The organism is Clostridium puniceum (genome assembly GCF_002006345.1).
GTDB lineage: Bacteria > Bacillota > Clostridia > Clostridiales > Clostridiaceae > Clostridium > Clostridium puniceum.
Genome location: NZ_LZZM01000186.1, coordinates 1 through 17,202, shown reverse-complemented (window position 1 = coordinate 17,202; position 17,202 = coordinate 1). Strand labels below are relative to the sequence as shown.

The 17,202-nt window shown below is 28.6% G+C and carries 12 protein-coding genes and 3 pseudogenes; 4 read left to right on the top strand and 11 right to left on the bottom strand.

Annotated elements, in window-relative coordinates; genetic code table 11:
* Positions 1-319 precede the first annotated feature (319 nt).
* Positions 320-412 (bottom strand): hypothetical protein, encoded by a 93-nt coding sequence (locus CLPUN_RS29400; protein WP_341425625.1) that lies wholly within the window; start codon positions 410-412, stop codon positions 320-322.
* Between the two features lie 107 nt (positions 413-519).
* On the opposite strand from CLPUN_RS29400, the gene CLPUN_RS16470 reads away from it, so the two are divergent.
* Positions 520-1,206 (top strand): FadR/GntR family transcriptional regulator, encoded by a 687-nt coding sequence (locus CLPUN_RS16470; protein WP_077848338.1) that lies wholly within the window; start codon positions 520-522, stop codon positions 1,204-1,206.
* A 323-nt stretch (positions 1,207-1,529) separates the two neighbouring features.
* Positions 1,530-3,200 carry a dihydroxy-acid dehydratase gene (ilvD, locus tag CLPUN_RS16465; protein WP_077848337.1) on the top strand — a complete coding sequence of 557 codons (1,671 nt, stop codon included), beginning with the start codon at positions 1,530-1,532 and terminating at the stop codon, positions 3,198-3,200.
* A gap of 248 nt (positions 3,201-3,448) precedes the next feature.
* On the opposite strand, the gene CLPUN_RS16460 is transcribed toward ilvD, so the two are convergent.
* On the bottom strand, positions 3,449-3,835 hold the full coding sequence (locus tag CLPUN_RS16460) for a response regulator (RefSeq protein ID WP_077848336.1): 387 nt from the start codon (positions 3,833-3,835) through the stop codon (positions 3,449-3,451).
* 343 nt (positions 3,836-4,178) lie between these two features.
* On the opposite strand from CLPUN_RS16460, the gene CLPUN_RS16455 reads away from it, so the two are divergent.
* Positions 4,179-5,210 (top strand): hypothetical protein, encoded by a 1,032-nt coding sequence (locus CLPUN_RS16455; protein WP_077848335.1) that lies wholly within the window; start codon positions 4,179-4,181, stop codon positions 5,208-5,210.
* A gap of 228 nt (positions 5,211-5,438) precedes the next feature.
* Complete coding sequence (locus CLPUN_RS16450) at positions 5,439-6,086, top strand: FMN-dependent NADH-azoreductase (RefSeq protein ID WP_077848334.1); 648 nt, start codon at positions 5,439-5,441, stop codon at positions 6,084-6,086.
* Between the two features lie 151 nt (positions 6,087-6,237).
* Here CLPUN_RS16450 and CLPUN_RS28175 read toward each other — a convergent pair whose 3' ends face one another.
* The 9 genes and pseudogenes from CLPUN_RS28175 to CLPUN_RS16410 form a co-directional block, all read right to left on the bottom strand.
* Entirely contained in the window at positions 6,238-6,408 is a 171-nt protein-coding gene (locus CLPUN_RS28175; RefSeq protein WP_198944359.1) for a hypothetical protein, read from the bottom strand.
* 509 nt (positions 6,409-6,917) lie between these two features.
* A pseudogene (manZ, locus tag CLPUN_RS16445) lies at positions 6,918-7,739 on the bottom strand (PTS mannose transporter subunit IID).
* A 22-nt stretch (positions 7,740-7,761) separates the two neighbouring features.
* Positions 7,762-8,547: a PTS mannose/fructose/sorbose transporter subunit IIC gene (locus CLPUN_RS16440; protein WP_077848333.1), complete on the bottom strand. Its 786-nt coding sequence runs from the start codon at positions 8,545-8,547 to the stop codon at positions 7,762-7,764.
* 52 nt (positions 8,548-8,599) lie between these two features.
* Positions 8,600-8,780 (bottom strand): annotated as a pseudogene (locus tag CLPUN_RS16435) (PTS sugar transporter subunit IIB); the annotation flags it as partial.
* Between the two features lie 340 nt (positions 8,781-9,120).
* Positions 9,121-11,910 (bottom strand): annotated as a pseudogene (locus tag CLPUN_RS16430) (sigma-54-dependent transcriptional regulator).
* A 224-nt stretch (positions 11,911-12,134) separates the two neighbouring features.
* Entirely contained in the window at positions 12,135-14,063 is a 1,929-nt protein-coding gene (locus CLPUN_RS16425) for a PTS fructose transporter subunit IIABC (protein WP_077848332.1), read from the bottom strand.
* A gap of 126 nt (positions 14,064-14,189) precedes the next feature.
* Positions 14,190-15,092 (bottom strand): 1-phosphofructokinase, encoded by a 903-nt coding sequence (gene pfkB, locus CLPUN_RS16420; protein ID WP_077848331.1) that lies wholly within the window; start codon positions 15,090-15,092, stop codon positions 14,190-14,192.
* On the bottom strand, positions 15,085-15,840 hold the full coding sequence (locus CLPUN_RS16415) for a DeoR/GlpR family DNA-binding transcription regulator (RefSeq protein WP_077848330.1): 756 nt from the start codon (positions 15,838-15,840) through the stop codon (positions 15,085-15,087). The genes pfkB and CLPUN_RS16415 overlap by 8 nt, the downstream gene beginning before the upstream one ends.
* A 149-nt stretch (positions 15,841-15,989) precedes the next feature.
* The gene (locus tag CLPUN_RS16410) at positions 15,990-16,829 is read right to left on the bottom strand and encodes a pyridoxamine kinase (RefSeq protein ID WP_077848329.1); all 840 of its coding nucleotides are present in this window, start codon (positions 16,827-16,829) and stop codon (positions 15,990-15,992) included.
* Between the last annotated feature and the right edge of the window lie 373 nt (positions 16,830-17,202).

Here is a 17,202-nt window from a genome sequence, read left to right as displayed (position 1 = left end):
TATGCATTAGTAAAATTCATTTCTTAATTTTATAAATAAATTCTCCTTACCAAAGACAAAATTAAAATTTTTATTAAGCAACAAAAACTATCTACTATAAAAATATATAATAACTAAAACATGGAGGAATTAAATTGAATGCTAGAATATTAGAGTCTAAAAGACTAAATTTAAATAAGATACTCTATGATTTATACCATATATTATTAATTAAAAATAAAATTTAATACCTATACTCATATGTATTTATTTCAGCACTTAAGCTACGCATTAAAATCTCTTCAAATGCTGAAATTTTTGAAGTCATTGTTTCTACATCTCATTTAAATAAATCTTTATCCAGATAAAAATTAGAAAGAGTCAAAATCATATCTGCTGTTTCAATAGAATACTTTCCATAATGAAATTGCATCAACTACATTATTTTAAATTATATATAGAGAGACATCAGACATCACTCTTGAAAGCTGATTTTTTTTATTATATTATAATTACATAACTTAATAAGGAGGCTATTTTATGCAAAAGAAAGAAAAAAGCTTATCTGAAAGAGTTGCAGATGATATTTTTGCAATGATTACTATAGACAAAAGATTTGTAATTGGAGACAAACTTCCAAATGAAAATGAACTATCTTCAGAGCTTAAAATTAGCAGAACTACACTTCGAGAAGCCATTCGTATTTTAATTGCTCACAATATTCTTGAAATTAAAAGAGGTAAAGGAACTTACATAAAAGCTATTCACAATTTTAATGAAAATTTAAAATTAGAAGAATTATCTACAACAAAACTTAATGCAAGAGATTTATATGAAATGAGATTAATTTTTGAACCTCAAACTGCCTATTATGCAGCAAAACGTGCCACTGATAAAGAACTTGAAAGAATACTTTATTATGGAAGATTAGAAGAGGAAAAAATCTTAAATAATGAAGATAGAACTGAAGTTGAGCAAGCTTTCCATAAATCTATAGCAAAAGCTACTCACAATGAATTTATGAATAAATTAATGCCCATACTTTATAAAGCCATTGATAAAGGAGTTATTTTATCCGATGAAAATGAACATATAATACAAGATACTTTAAATGATCATCGGATGATAATGGATTTTTTATCTAATCGAGATGCAGAAGGTGCAAAAACTGCTATGAAGATTCATATTTTACATGCTATGAGAGGATTAGATATATATAATGATTAATTTATTGCTCTTACTTGAGGTCTAAGAAAGGATAGAATTTATTTAGATTCAAAGGTTGATTAAAAAAGTATTAAGCACAACCAAGAACATTTTAATAAATTACGAAGTAATTTCATCCGCGATTCTTAATTCTTTATCGTTCATATTTAACTAATAATTATAGTGTGGCACAGCCACTTTTTTATAATATATATTGATTTACTTATAATGAATAACTTAATAATCATACAATTCAAGTATTATTCACAATTGACAACAGACATCATACAACGTATAATAAAATTATACAACGTGATAATTATGAAATAAAGGTGGTTATATATATGAGAAGTGATGTAATAACAAAAGGATCTAAAAGTGCACCTCAACGTTCATTACTTAGCGCATTAGGTTTAACAAAAGAAGAAATTGAAAGACCTCTTATTGGTATTGTTAGTTCTCAAAATGATATTGTACCAGGTCATATGAATTTAGATAAAATAGTTGAAGCTGTTAAAATTGGTGTATCAATGGCTGGCGGTACTCCTATAGTATTCCCTGCAATTGCAGTATGCGATGGAATTGCAATGGGACATGAAGGAATGAAATATTCATTAGTTACAAGAGATTTAATTGCCGATTCTACAGAAGCTATGGCAATGGCTCATGCTTTTGATGCATTAGTAATGGTTCCTAACTGTGATAAAAATGTTCCAGGTCTTTTAATGGCTGCCGCAAGAGTTAATATTCCTACTATTTTAATAAGTGGTGGACCAATGCTTGCAGGAAAAGTTGATGGATGTAAGACAAGCCTTTCGAGTATGTTTGAAGCTGTTGGTGCTTACAATGCCAGAAAAATTACTGCTGAAAAGTTAGATGAATATGAAAACAACGTATGTCCTACTTGTGGTTCTTGTTCTGGAATGTATACCGCAAATAGTATGAACTGTTTAACAGAAGTTCTTGGTATGGGACTTAAAGGAAATGGAACAATTCCAGCAGTTTACTCAGAAAGAATCAAGCTTGCTAAACATGCTGGTATGAAAATTATGGAATTACTTAAAAAGAACATAAGACCAAGAGATATTATGACAGAAGCGGCATTTATGAATGCATTAACTATGGATATGGCTCTTGGGTGCAGTACAAATAGTATGTTACATTTACCTGCAATTGCACATGAAGTTGGATTTGATTTAAATGTTGATATTGCAAATGAAATCAGTGCTAAAACACCAAATCTTTGCCACCTTGCTCCTGCAGGACATACTTATATTGAAGATTTAAATGAAGCTGGTGGTATTTACGCTGTTATGAATGAAATAAATAAATTAGGCTTATTAAATACTGATTTAATCACAGGCACTGGAAAAACTGTTGCAGAAAATATTGAAGGCTGCATAAATAAAAATCCAGAAGTTATAAGACCTGTTGAAAATCCATATAGCCAAACTGGAGGAATATCTGTTCTTAAAGGTAATCTTGCACCTGATTCTTGTGTTGTAAAACGTTCTGCTGTTGTACCAGAAATGCTAAAGCATGAAGGTCCTGCAAAGGTATTTGACTGTGAAGAAGATGCGCTAGATGCTATAAACTCTGGGAAAATTATTGACGGAGATGTTGTTGTTATAAGATATGAGGGTCCCAAAGGCGGTCCTGGTATGAGAGAAATGCTTAATCCAACATCAGCAATTATGGGAAGAGGACTTGGAAGTACTGTTGCCCTTATAACAGATGGACGTTTCAGTGGTGCAAGCAGAGGTGCTTCAATTGGACACGTTTCTCCTGAAGCAGCAGTTGGTGGTAACATTGCATTAGTTGAAAATGGAGATATTATTCAAATTGATATTAATGCTAATACAATAAACTTTGTAGTTAGTGATGAGGATTTAGAAATAAGAAGAGCAAATTGGAAGCCAAGACAACCAAAAATTACAACAGGCTATTTAGCAAGGTACGCTGCTTTGGTAACTTCTGGCAATAAAGGTGCTATTTTAGATATTCCAAGATTTTAATTTTAAAAAACTGTCTAAAAATAAATTTTAGCACAATATTTTAATAAAAAATCAAATAAAATATTATGTTGTTTTTTATATTTGAATTATTTCTACTTAAATTATGCTGTATAGCCTTTAAACATTGCTATTTTATAATAAATTAAACGTTAAAAACCAGTACATATAGATAATAATCTATATGTACTGGTTTACTAATTCAAATATTAAACGTTGATAATAATTTCAATATTAAAACTTTAGATATCCTACTCTTCTGCTAATACCTTATTTACCAAATCAATTAATTGCTCCTTTATTAAATCCTTTTTCATAAAATGAGTTGCACCAAGAGCTTCAACAACACCTAATTCATTAGAAAAATTATTCTTACCACCATCTGAAAGAACAATTATTTTTAAATTTTTATCATCTTCTTTTAATTCAACTACAAGCTCTAATCCACTTTTTTGGGGCATATATATATCAGTAATTATTAAATCAATATTTCCTGCTTTTTTATATACCTGGATTCCTTCATTACCATCGCTTGCTTCAACTACATTATAATTAGCTTCTTCCAAAAGTCCTCTTATAAAACTTCTAATACTTGCAGAATCATCCGTAACTAATATATTTTTTTTTGCATCTCCCATTGTTCTTTTCCTCCCTTTTTTAACCATGCAACTATAAGTCCAAAATCGAGTGGATATTGCTAATTCCTACAAATAAAAACAATATATAATATACTAAGTGGAACTAATGTTATCTAAGTATAGTAAATAGCCTATTATATTATCAATATTCATCCACAAGTTCATATTGATACAAGTTCTTATAATATTATCATAGCACTATCAATTTTAAATTTCAATCTTTTCATACATAATTACCCATAATTCATTATCTTTTAATTATATTATATTTAAACTCAAGTTTAACAAATTTATCTACAATGAATATAATATTTTAGAAATAATTAATTAGGAGCAAGTATAAATGATAGATTTTAATAATTATGAAGATGATATTAAATTTCAAAATTATGAATTTTCATCTATACCATATGAATCTTACGAAAGACAAAGACCTCCTTTTTTTCAAGGACCAGGAAGCAATAACTTTCCTCCAGACTTTGATTCTCAACCTGGCTTTAATTTTCCAGGCGGAGTCTTTAATCCTCCTGGAATGCCCAAATCACCTCCTCCAAACTATACGCCTAGCAAAAATGCTGCTGGAGTTCAAAAATTTAATTCAGGTGGAGGTGGTATAGAAACTAAAGCTGTTAGTTCAAACTCAATTAGATTTTGTCTTTATAAATTCACTTATATTTGGGAACGAAATGGTCGAAATTATTGGGCATTTTTATTAAATGTTGACCGTCGTTCTGTATCTGGTTTTAGATGGACTGGCCGAAACTGGATTTACTTTGGAATAGATTTAAGACGAATTGATTCTTTTGTATGTTATAGGTCAGAATTTAATGAAAATTGTAATAATTGTACTTGTTTTAGAGAAGACAATGTACCCTTAATAGAGAATAAAAAAGATTATTTATTAAATGAAACAAAAGATGTTTATACTCAAACTTTGTCTTCTATAGATGTTCCAGAAGTCAAAGAAGATTTTATTACTCACACTATAGGGTATATAGATGATGTGAATATAAAAAGTGATATTCCATGCGTTAAGCTAAGAAATATTTGCCATAAAATCACTTTAGAAGTAACCTATCCAAATACTTATAATGAATCTCTCAAAAATGAAATAAATAAATTAGCACATGAAGCTAGTATCGATGCAGATAAGATATTTAGCTCTAGTCGAAGTTACGAAAAATATTCTAATTCACTTGAACTTTTTAACTCATATATATCTTTAATACCAGAAGCACTTAATAATTTTTCTAAGTCCTTTAGCTATAAACTTAACCTGTTGAATTTATCTTCTGATGATTATAGTAATATAACTTATTCTATTAGAAATGAAAAAATATGCAATGATTGGAAGCCTTACTTTTCAACACTATAATATTAGTAAATAAAATTTAATTATAAAGGGAATCTTTTGCTCTAATCTTAGATGAAAGGATTCTCTTATCTTATAATTATGTATACAGAAAGAAAAATTTATACAATATAAATTTTTTTCTTTACTAAACTCTTTATTTTGTTTTTCATATTATTTTACTCTATAGTAATATTATTTATTAATAAGTTAATACTAAACATAGAAATTTGAACTTAAGAGGTGCATATTATGAAAAAATTACTTTATATAACGGTAAACTCAAAACCCGAAAAATTATCAGCCAGTAAAACAGTTGGAAGAATACTTGTAAATAAAATTTTAGAGAAATATTCCCATTTTGAACTTGATGAATTAGATTTGTATAAATGTCATATACCAAGACTTGAATATCAATACTTTGAGAAAAGAAATTGTATGATAAATGAAGGGGACTTTAATAAACTAAGTGAAAAAGAAAAAGAAGAAGTACACAAAATGGTTAAATTAGCAGATCAATTTAAAGAAGCAGATTTATATGTAATTACAGCTCCCATGTGGAGCCTTTCTTTTCCTTCTCCCTTAAAAGAATATATAGATTGCGTTGTAATGGAAGGAAAAACTATACATATAGAAAACAATCAAGTTGAAGGATTATTAACTGATAAAGAAAGAAGTATGATATACATTCAATCATCTGGAGGTTCTATTCCATGGTTTTTAAGAATAGTAATGAATAAAGGCTTAAATTACGTACATGATATCATGAAATTTATTGGAATAAAAAGATTTGAAGAATTATTGGTAGATGGAACTGGCTCTACTGAGAAAGAGAGAATCGATGCAATTCAGAAATCATTGAACAAAATTGATAGTGTAATTGATGAGGTATTGAGATAAAATGCCTTAGAATTGATTATAGTCAAATTTTTAATTTCATATATTCTAACATGAAATCAATCGACTTTTCTGATTTACAACTTTTTAGATTACTCTAAATAACAAAATGAGGTAAATTAGATTTTAAGGTCTAATTTACTTCTAAAAATAATTATTGAGCTTGTAAAAATCTCTCATAATTCTCTATTTTGTCCTCTCTACTAGTAGTTTTTATCCAATTATTATATTCTAAAATAGCTTCTTCTATGGTTTTTAACTTTAATTTATTTTCCTTTTTTCTTTTCATTTCTACATACATATTAATCTTAATTATATTTCCCAATTCTATCGCATCCTTTTAATTTTTATTAAGCAAGTTATTATATTTCTCTCCACTTGTTACAACTATTTTTACATAAGTTATAAAATATATTTATAATTATAATACAACTAAATTATTAAATTTACCTACATAAAAACTTAAGAAAACCTTAAAAATCATTCATTATTTTATACAAATAATAAAGGCAGCAAACAAAATTTTTCTCTTGTCTACTACCCTTATTTTAATGAAAAAACTCTTAGCAGCTTTTATTATAACTAAGTTTCCTTAACACTAGCTTAATTCAATTTAAAATATAATATATATTTTAAATCAAGGAGATTTGAATCTTTTCAATAGCCTGAGCATATGATTCTCACCAAATCTTTTTTAATGAAGCTAATTCATATTCACAAATTAACGAAGCTTGAGAAGCTAAATCTTTCTAAAGAAGCTGATTCCTGACGTCATCAGCTAAGTTCGATAACCCAAATACAAGATTTGGATTCTAACTTATTTCACTTATCTACTTATTGTAATATTCCACATGCAACTCCTAATATACCTACTGCAAATAATCCAAATATTATTAATAATGGATTTACTTTTTTCTTTAATAAGTACATACATAAAAATGTTAACAAAAGTGGGACTAACCCTGGCATTAAGCTGTCTAATACACTTTGAACATTTGTAACAACTTCTTTTCCATCAGATTATGTGTATTTAGAAAGAACAAATGGTATGTTAATACTTGTCCATTTTGAAACAAGACCACCTATAACAAGTAATCCAAGTACTGAAGATCCTTCTGTAAGATATCTAAGTTTATTTCCTGACATATCAGAAACTAGTTGAGTTCCTTTTTCATATCCATAAAACATTCCATACCAGTTTGTTGCAAGTCTTATTACATTAAATCCTAAGAAGAAAATTAATGGTCCAATAATGCTTCCAGTAAGCGCAAGTCCGGCACCTAACGCTGCAAGTACAGGTCTTAAAGTTCCCCAGAATATTGGATCTCCGACTCCAGCAAGAGGTCCCATCAGTCCAATTTTAACACCACTGATTGATGCTTCGTCAATATCAGCTCCATTTGCCTTTTGCTCTTCCATTGCTGCTGTTATTCCCATAATTGGAGTGGCCATAAATGGTTGTGTATTAAAAAATTCTAAATTTCTTTTAAGTGCTTGACTTAATTCATCACCTTTATATAATTTCTTTAAGGCAGGTATTAAAGTTACACAAAATCCTATTGCTTGCATTCGTTCAAAGTTAAATGATCCTAATAGGAAATTTGAACGAATAAACATGCTAACTATATCACTTCTATTTAATTTCTTATCACTCATTATCATATACTCCTTTTGTAATTTACATTAATTCTGAATCATCAATATCGTCAAACCCACCAGCTACTGAAACTTTACCTTCTTTAGCTATTGATTGAATATGGAAGATTGCACAAATAAGACCTATTGCTCCAAAACCAATCAAATTTACACCAGTAAATGCTGCGATTAAGAATCCCATAAAGAAAAATGGCATTAATGACTTAATATTCATCATGTTAATTACCATTGCATATCCTACAACTACTATAAATCCATCTGATACTTGAAGTCCTCTTGTAATTACTGGTGGAATAGCTGCAAGCGCTGCATTTACAGCGTCTGTTCCTGCAAGTATCCCTACTATTGCAGCTGGAACAGCTACCCGGATTCCTTGAAGTGATAATCCTAAAAAGTGACACATTTCTATTCCTCTAGTATTACCAGTTCCTGCATATTTATCAGCTAAATGCTGAAAGAATACTGTTATTGTTCTTACAAATATAGTAAGTACTTGCCCTGCGGCAGCAATTGGAATTGCTACTGCTATACCTGCGCCAATTGATTGATGACCAACAATCACAAGTATTGCTGAAATTACACTTGCAAGAGCTACATCTGGTGCCATTGCTGCACCAACGTTCATCCACCCTAATGCTAGCATTTCAAGTGTTCCACCTAATATAATTCCTGTTTGAATATCTCCTAATACAAGTCCAACTAATGTACATGCAACTAATGGTCTATGAAATTGTGCTTCATCAAGAACACTACCCATACCAGCAATTGCCGCAACTATTACTAATAAAATTAATTGTAAAGTACTCATTTATTAATGCCTCTCTTTCTCTTTTTGATTATATAAAAATTAAATTTTATATCTATATAAGTTTCAATTCCTTTAATTTATCCATCATATTAATCTTATTATCTTTTGATAATTTTCTTATTTCTAATTCAATTCCTTTTTCATGAAGCTTTTTAAAAGCTTCAATATCAGCTTGACTTACACATAATGCATTTGTGATTTGCTTTGTAACACATACCACCAACATTTACAGAATGTTTTAACATACTAAAAATATATTGACATTCTTTTAACCTTCTTCTAACATACTTCTTTATTATATTTTTCAAACAATGTCATATTTCCCATTCAAAGTTATACTTTAATGTCAAATCCCTAGCATACATTAAAAAATAATATTTCAATATTTATAAAGTTATGTCCAAAAACAAAAAATATATATAAATATAAAATGTACCTTATAAGATAAACATTATGAAAAGTCTATCTTATAAAGTACATTTTTAATAAATCTATTATATATATGTTTTTTCAATTAAAATTTATAAATATCCAATTTTTAAAATAGTCCTTTATATTAAACAATGTCAATTTTTAATATTCACTAACAATATTAACCATATGATAAATTTTATCATATGTTAATGTTATTGATAATGTTGATTCAAATATAGGTTTAGTTTCCATTAATGCATTTAAAATTTTTTTATCAAATTTTGATATTGAAGAATCATATGTTAATTCATTATTTAAAAGCATTCTTTCTAATGCACATGCAAGATGAATCATAATTCTTAATTTTGCAGGATTGGGATAATTTATATTTAAGGAATTTTCAAGTGAAAATTACAAAGTCCTCTAATAAAGAATATATTTTTTCTGGATTAAGGTAAGTAATAAATTCTATTAAGGTTTGTTTACAAAGGTTTTTTAATATAACCTGCTTTTCATTTTTATTTGTAACCTAATAGCTTTACCTTTAATAATATTTTTCAAAATTTCTCCACCAGCGCCATCTATTAATTCTTCAATTGATACAAAAGGAATTCCCATATTAGGATTTGAAATTCCAACAAGAGAAATAATGTTGCTTTTTTCAGAAACCTCATCTATTACTTCCTTTAATTCTTTTACTCCACTTGGAATAACATCAATATTATTACTTCCTGTGATATTTTTTGATGCTGCTTCAACTAATTCTTTAAGTTTTATTGCAGCCCCTCTACCAGTAGAGCAAATTGTAATTATAACATTTTTATTATTATTTTCTAATGAACTATCTGCAGCAATATTATTTGTATATCCTCTAAAATCAGTACATAAATATGTGTACACTGAATTTAAATCATTATCACAAAGTGAACATTTTCGAACTGCTTCTAACACTAGTGGTGTTGATACCATATCAATACTTTTGGTATCAATTTTTGTTCTCTCTGTAATAACTTCTCCTAAACTGTTTAAGGATCCCATATCTACTAAAATTAATACTCCTTTTCCTTCATTAACCTGTTGAACCTTCTCAACTACATTTTCTAAAATATCCGAAGGTGTTCTTTCAAGAGGCATATCAACTGCAGTAATATTATCTGCATCAAAAAGTTTTTTAGCAACTGCAACCATACTTGTAGCAGTACTGTTCCATGTGCTGCTACTACAATTCCAACTCTTTCTTGATGTAATGATTCTTGAATTGAAGTTAAAAGTAATGATAAATATTCAATTTCCACTTGAGGAATAGTTAATTTATATCTATCTTCTATAAGAATATGAATTTCTTTAGCAACCTCATATTCTTTACTGTTAATTGAAGGTTGCAAATTAATATTAGCTGAAAATGAGACGGTGTTTTTCTTGATTCTATTAAATAATGCACTAAAGTGTAGGCTAGTAGCATAAATAAATCTTTCATTTAATTTTCTATCTAATCTATTTTCAGCTAAAATTTTTATTTCTTCTGCAAAATCAACAAGTTCCTTATCAACAATCTTTAATAGTCCTTCTCTGCTATACATATCATTTTTGAATCTATCATAAAATTTCTTTAAATGTATATTAATATCTGTAGCTATAAAACATTTAATATCTTCCTCTTTCATACCTTCATCTTTAAGTAAAGATGCCTTATCTTCAATTATATTATAAATATTAAAAGGTGGTTCATAAGCATCAGTTTCCAAAAACCTTTTCTCTCCATCTGGTTGAATTATAATTGTGTTAGGAATTATATTCCATATGGTAGTATTATCGCTTCCTTTATTCACAAAATTAAAAATTCCATTTTTTATATTCGGAGGCAATAGTTTTAAATTTATATAAATACATTCATCTGTATTTATACAATTTAAAAAACCTTTTGCACATGCTAATTGAATATTAGATTTTAATTGTCCAACATTACTATAAGAAGTACTTCCTACAAAAGCTTTAATAGCTTCAGATGAAACTTTTATTGTTTTATTCACTCTTTGTGCTTCTTTTGAGAGCAAGTAATGTATCAATTCAAACTTATCTTCAATAGTTCTTTCTTCAAAGTTTGGAATTGCTATTGTTATTGGAATTCTTCTAATAAAGGTATTTAATAAAGTGGAATTAGGATCTTCAGTAGTAGCTCCTATTAATAACACATTAGCTTTACGCTTCCTGTCTGTTTCTCCAAGCTTATTATATGTACCAGTATCCATAAAATAAAAAATCATCTCTTGCCCCTCTGGCGGCAGTCTATGAATTTCATCCAAAAATAATATCCCTCCATCAGCCTTTTCCACAATACCTTCCTTTTCCTTTTCAGCACCTGTAAACGCGCCTTTTATATGCCCAAAAATATGTGAGAGAAGTAATTGAGGGTTATTACAATAATCAGCACAATTAAATATAATAAATGGAGCATTTTCTGGCAGCTTTTTTATATATTTAGAATATTGATACATTATATTTGCAAACAAACTCTTCCCAACTCCTGTGCTTCCTATTATTAAGGTATGAAGACCACTCGACGGATATAATATTGCTGCCTTAGCTTGTTCAATTTGATTTTTTAAACTTGTGGTTGCACCAATTAAATAATCAAATGGTGAATTTTCTTGTTCCATTATTAGTAAATTCATTAATATTAGTTATTTGCTCTAAATCCTGTGGTAGTTTTACCCCTAAGATATTTTCAAAACATTCTCTGTCAAAATAAAGAACAGGTCTATTTTTAATTTTAATTATCTTTTTATTTCTACAAAGTACATTAAGTTCTCTACATACATTACTTTTTAATATATCAAGGGCCTCCTCAATTTCTTGAGCATGAAATCCTTTGATTTCTAATAATTTATCCTTATTAAATTTTTTAGAGCTATTTAATATATAATTATAAATTTTATCTATGCGTTTCATAATTTTCCTCTCCCCCAAGTAGGTCTATGAAATTTTTTAATACAATTTCAATATAATATTGATACCTTTATCGTTACGTTGTGACCAATGAATAATTAATATTAAAATTTGCTGATTTTGTTCAATTTTATATTTTACTTCCATGGTCATTATTATTTAAATAGCCATCTATAAATGATCATATATCATTTATAGATGGCTATCTGTTTATTTATTCAAGAATATTATTCTTCAACTGGTTTCTTTAACATTCCTAATATTATGGCACCTACTACAGATCCTACAAGTATAGCTCCAATATATGCAAATGGATTACTTACTATCGCTATAACAAATACTCCACCATGAGGTGCTCTTAAAGCACATCCAAATGCCATTGAAAGTCCTCCAGCAACTGCTGACCCAATTATACAAGATGGTAATACTCTTATTGGATCTGCTGCTGCAAATGGTATTGCGCCTTCTGATATAAATGAAAGTCCCATTATATAGTTTACAAGACCAGATTGTCTATCTCTAGCTGTAAATCTATTTTTAAAGAATGTAGTACATAATGCGATTACAAGTGGTGGAACCATACCACCAGCCATAACGGCTGCCATTATTTCAAAGTTTCCACTAGCAAGTGATGCTGTACCAAATAGGTAAGCTGCTTTGTTAACTGGACCACCCATGTCAACTGACATCATACCACCTAAAACAATACCTAAAAGAATTTTACTTGTTCCACCCATTGAATTAAGTGCACCACTGATAGCTGTATTTATTACACCCATAAATGGATTTATTGCTAACATTAAAATGCCGATTAACAAAACTCCAAGTAAAGGATATAGTAATACTGGTTTTATTCCTTCTAAACTGTTTGGTAAACCTGCAAATAATTTCTTAAGACCAAGAACTATATACCCTGCTGCGAAACCTGCAAGTAATGCACCTAAGAAACCTGAGCTAACTGCTGGAAGCTTTCCATCAAATGCATTAGCAAAAGTAGTACCTGTATTAGCTAACATCCCCCCAACAAAACCTACAGCAAGAGCTGGTCTATCTGCAATACTCATTGCAATAAATCCAGCAAGAACTGGTAACATAAATCCAAATGCAGTACCACCAATTTTCATTAATACTGCTGCGAGTGGTGTACCTGAACCAAATCCACCTGGATTTGCAGGATTAAATGTATCAAAAAGGAATGCTAAAGCTATAAGAATACCACCACCTATAACAAATGGTAACATATGAGATACACCATTCATAAGATGTTTATAAATTTGACGTCCTACAGATTCATTTTCCATACTTGAACTTCCTTCATCAGCTTTTCCAGTATGATTATAAACAGATGCATTTCCACTAATAGCTTGATTTATTAAATCTCCAGCTTTATGAATTCCATTTGCAACTGTAGTTTTAATAACTTTCTTGCCATTAAATCTAGCCATTTCAACATTTTTATCAGCTGCTATAATAATACAATCAGCATTTGCAATTTCGTCTTTAGTTAAAATGTTTTTAGCTCCTCCAGAACCATTTGTTTCAACTTTTATTGACACGCCCATTTCTTTACCTTTACTTTCAAGGCTTTCAGCTGCCATGTAAGTATGAGCTATTCCAGTTGGACAAGCAGTAACTGCTAATATTCTAAAGCCACTCTGATTCATTTTAACTTCCTCCTTTACATCTTCTTCTGGGAATTTTTCGATTTCCTTTTTATCTATTAATCTTAAGAATTCATCCTTATCAGTACAGTTGATTAAATTTGTTCTGAAACTTTCATCCATTAATATAGTAGATAGTCTTGCTAAAACTTCAAGATGCAAATTGTCATTGTTATTTGGTACTGCAATCATAAAGAAAAGTTTTGCTGGTGCACCGTCTAATGAATCATAATCAACACCATTTTTACTTATTGCAGCTGCAAGTCCTGCTTTTTTCACTGCACTAGTCTTTCCATGAGGAATGGCTATTCCATCACCAATACCAGTTGTACTTAAGGCTTCTCTATCTAATATTGCCTTTTTATATTCTTCTTTATTGTTTAAGTTTCCTGTCTTATCCATTAAGTCAACTAATTCATTAATACATTGTTCTTTTGAATTAGGATTAAAATTTAAATTAATACCTTCTTTTTGTAATAAATCTACAATTTTCATTTTGTATCCCTCCCTATAAATAAAAAATATAGTCCTTTTATAAATTAAATGAAAAGATAATTTAATTATAATTTCATTAATTGATTATTTAATAAATCTTTTAAATATAAAATATGAATAAATAATTTATATTTTTTTTAATAAATTGTACACTTCTTCTTCTGTTGCAAGATCTTCTGAAAATGCACTTGCACTGCCAGTTGCAATTCCCATCTTGAAGGCTTCATCTATATCTTTATTTTTAAGATATCCACATAAGAAGCCTGCTACCATTGAATCTCCTGCTCCAACTGAATTTTTAAGAACTCCTTTGGGAACTTCTCTTTTTATAGCTTCACCATTTTCAGGCAAAAGGATGGCTCCATCTCCTGCCATTGAAATAAGAACATTTTTCGCTCCCATTTCTTGAAGTTTTTTACCATATTCAATTATGTCTTCATCATTTTTTAATTCAACATTGAACATTTCTGCAAGTTCATGATGATTTGGTTTTATTAAGAATGGTTTATATTTCAACACTTTAAGTAATAAATCTCTAGTTGCATCAACTATGAATTCTACACCAGTATCCAATAAACTATTCATAATATTTTCATAAATATTATCTGGTACGCTTCCAGGTATACTCCCTGATAATATTAAGTAATCATCTTTAGTTAAATAAGATAATTTATCATATAGTATTTTTAAATCTTCTTCTGTAATTTCGGGACCTGCTCCATTTATTTCTGTTTCGCCATCACTTTTAAGCTTTACATTAATTCTTGAAAAACCTTTTTTTAATTTTACAAAATCACAATTTACTCCATAACTTTCAATTTGTCTTAATATTTCATCACCTGTAAAACCTGCAACATATCCAAGTGCTGTATTTTCTACTCCTAAGTTTTTAAGAACTATTGATACATTTATGCCTTTCCCACCTGCACAAATTCTTTCTTCTTCAATTCTATTTAAGAAATCAACTTTAAAAGAATCAACCTTAACAATATAGTCTAATGACGGATTAAGTGTTATTGTGTTAATCATTTTTTATCACCTCTATTACATTAGTATCATAACTAATATTATTATCATTTATTTTAGTTGTTATTAGTGTTGAATCTGTTATTGCTCCAAACGTTGCAAAACTCACCTTTTCTAATTTTGATGTATCAACTAAAACAAAGGATTGTTTACACATTTTCATTGCTTGAGCTTTAACCATAGCTTCATTTACATCTGGAGTTGTATAGCCATTTTTATTAGTTACTCCATTAGCACCAAAAAAGCCTTTTGAAAAATTATATTTTTTAAGTTCTTCAACTGTATTACTTCCAACAATTGCTTCTGTAGATGCTTTAACTTCTCCACCTAATATAAAAGTTCTAAAACCTTTCTCTAAAAGTTTTTTAGCATGAACTATTCCATTGGTTACAACAATTATATCTTCTGCTTTTATAAACTCTATTAAAAGTTCAGTAGTTGTTCCTGCATCTATATAGATTACATCTCCATCTTCAATTAATAAAGCTGCATGCTTAGCTGTCACAAATTTTTCATCTACATTTAAAGATTGTCTAACATTAACCTTATAATCATGTTTAGATGAACTTTCATCAATTGAAATTGCACCACCATGGATTTTCTTCAAAAGACCATCTTTATCCAGTGCATTTAAATCTCTTCTAATTGTTGATTCTGAAGCATCTAACAATTTAACTAGATCAGTAACTGATACTATTCCTTTTTTCTTCAATTCTTGAAGAATGATATTAAATCTTTCTTCTGTAAACATTATCATCCCTCCTATGATATTATAATAACTTATATTTCTTTAAAAATCAATCATTTTCTTTCAAAATAATTTATTATTTTTCATCTTTTTTTATTTATCTCATCTTTACTGACTTTTTGTGCTCGTTTTTTTATTTTATTTGATTGTTTTTAGTTGTTTAAATATTTTAATGCTTTTTCTAAAAGAATTCCTTCCTTAACTGGATAGTCATATTGACTGCTTTCTAATATACATTTTTCTATAAATGCACATGATTTTTTTGTGCTTTCACTTAATGAATTTCCATTTAGCATCATTCCAATTAATACAGAAGTAAATATATCTCCGGTTCCAGGATAAGACTTTTCAAGTCTATCGCAACTTATAAGTTCAATAGAATCTCTTTTCCCTTCATATATAGCAGTTGCGATTTTATTTTTGTCATAAAGAGGAACACTTGTAATAATAATACTTTCACAGCCTAATTTATGCAGCTTTCTAGAAATCATTAATAATTCTTCTTCATTGATTTCACTCGCAATTTTCTCTTCTGCTAAAATACAAGCTTCTGTAAAATTAGGTGTCATTATATTGGAATATATTGCTAATTTTTTCAAATTATCAGAGTAACTTTTATCAAAGTTACTATAATACTTCCCATGATCACCAAAAATAGGATCAAGCACAATTAGTGATGAATCCTCTTTTATTGATTTTAATAAAGTTAGCGTATCATCTATATTAGCATTACTACCTAAATACCCTACAAATATTCCCTCAAAATCTATTTCTATCTCTATGTAATGTTTAATTGCTTTACTTATGTACCCTTCCAATTTAACTATACTTGGTGTGTTAAATCCTCCTGTATGTGTTGATAAAATTGTTGTTGGTATAGGACAAACTTCTATTCCCATGGTTGATAAGACAGGAATCACATTTGTTAACGCAGCTTTTCCAACTCCACACAAATCGTGTATAGCTGCAACTCTCTTTATAGGCTTTTTCATAATTTTCTCCTTTCAACTTGATAGTGTAGAGAATTTTTTATTTATATTTTTTCTGGCTTACTTTACACAATCTCATAATTTATTTTTTGCAATTATTTCAACTTCATTCACTTTCGTTCAAATTTTAAATCATTTAAATTTTTAGTAAATAAATCCTTTGCACATAGATGATTATAATATTATTGACTATATCAAGCAATTACTTTATCTATTACACTGGATGATTAATAACTTTTTTACAACTTTTCTTCTTTTATTTTACATATATAAGTTCTAATTAAGAAAGTTCATAATTTAGTTGGTTGTCTTATCCAATCACTCTAATATAGAAATTAAATCTTAATGAACAAATTTTTTTAGAACATATATATAT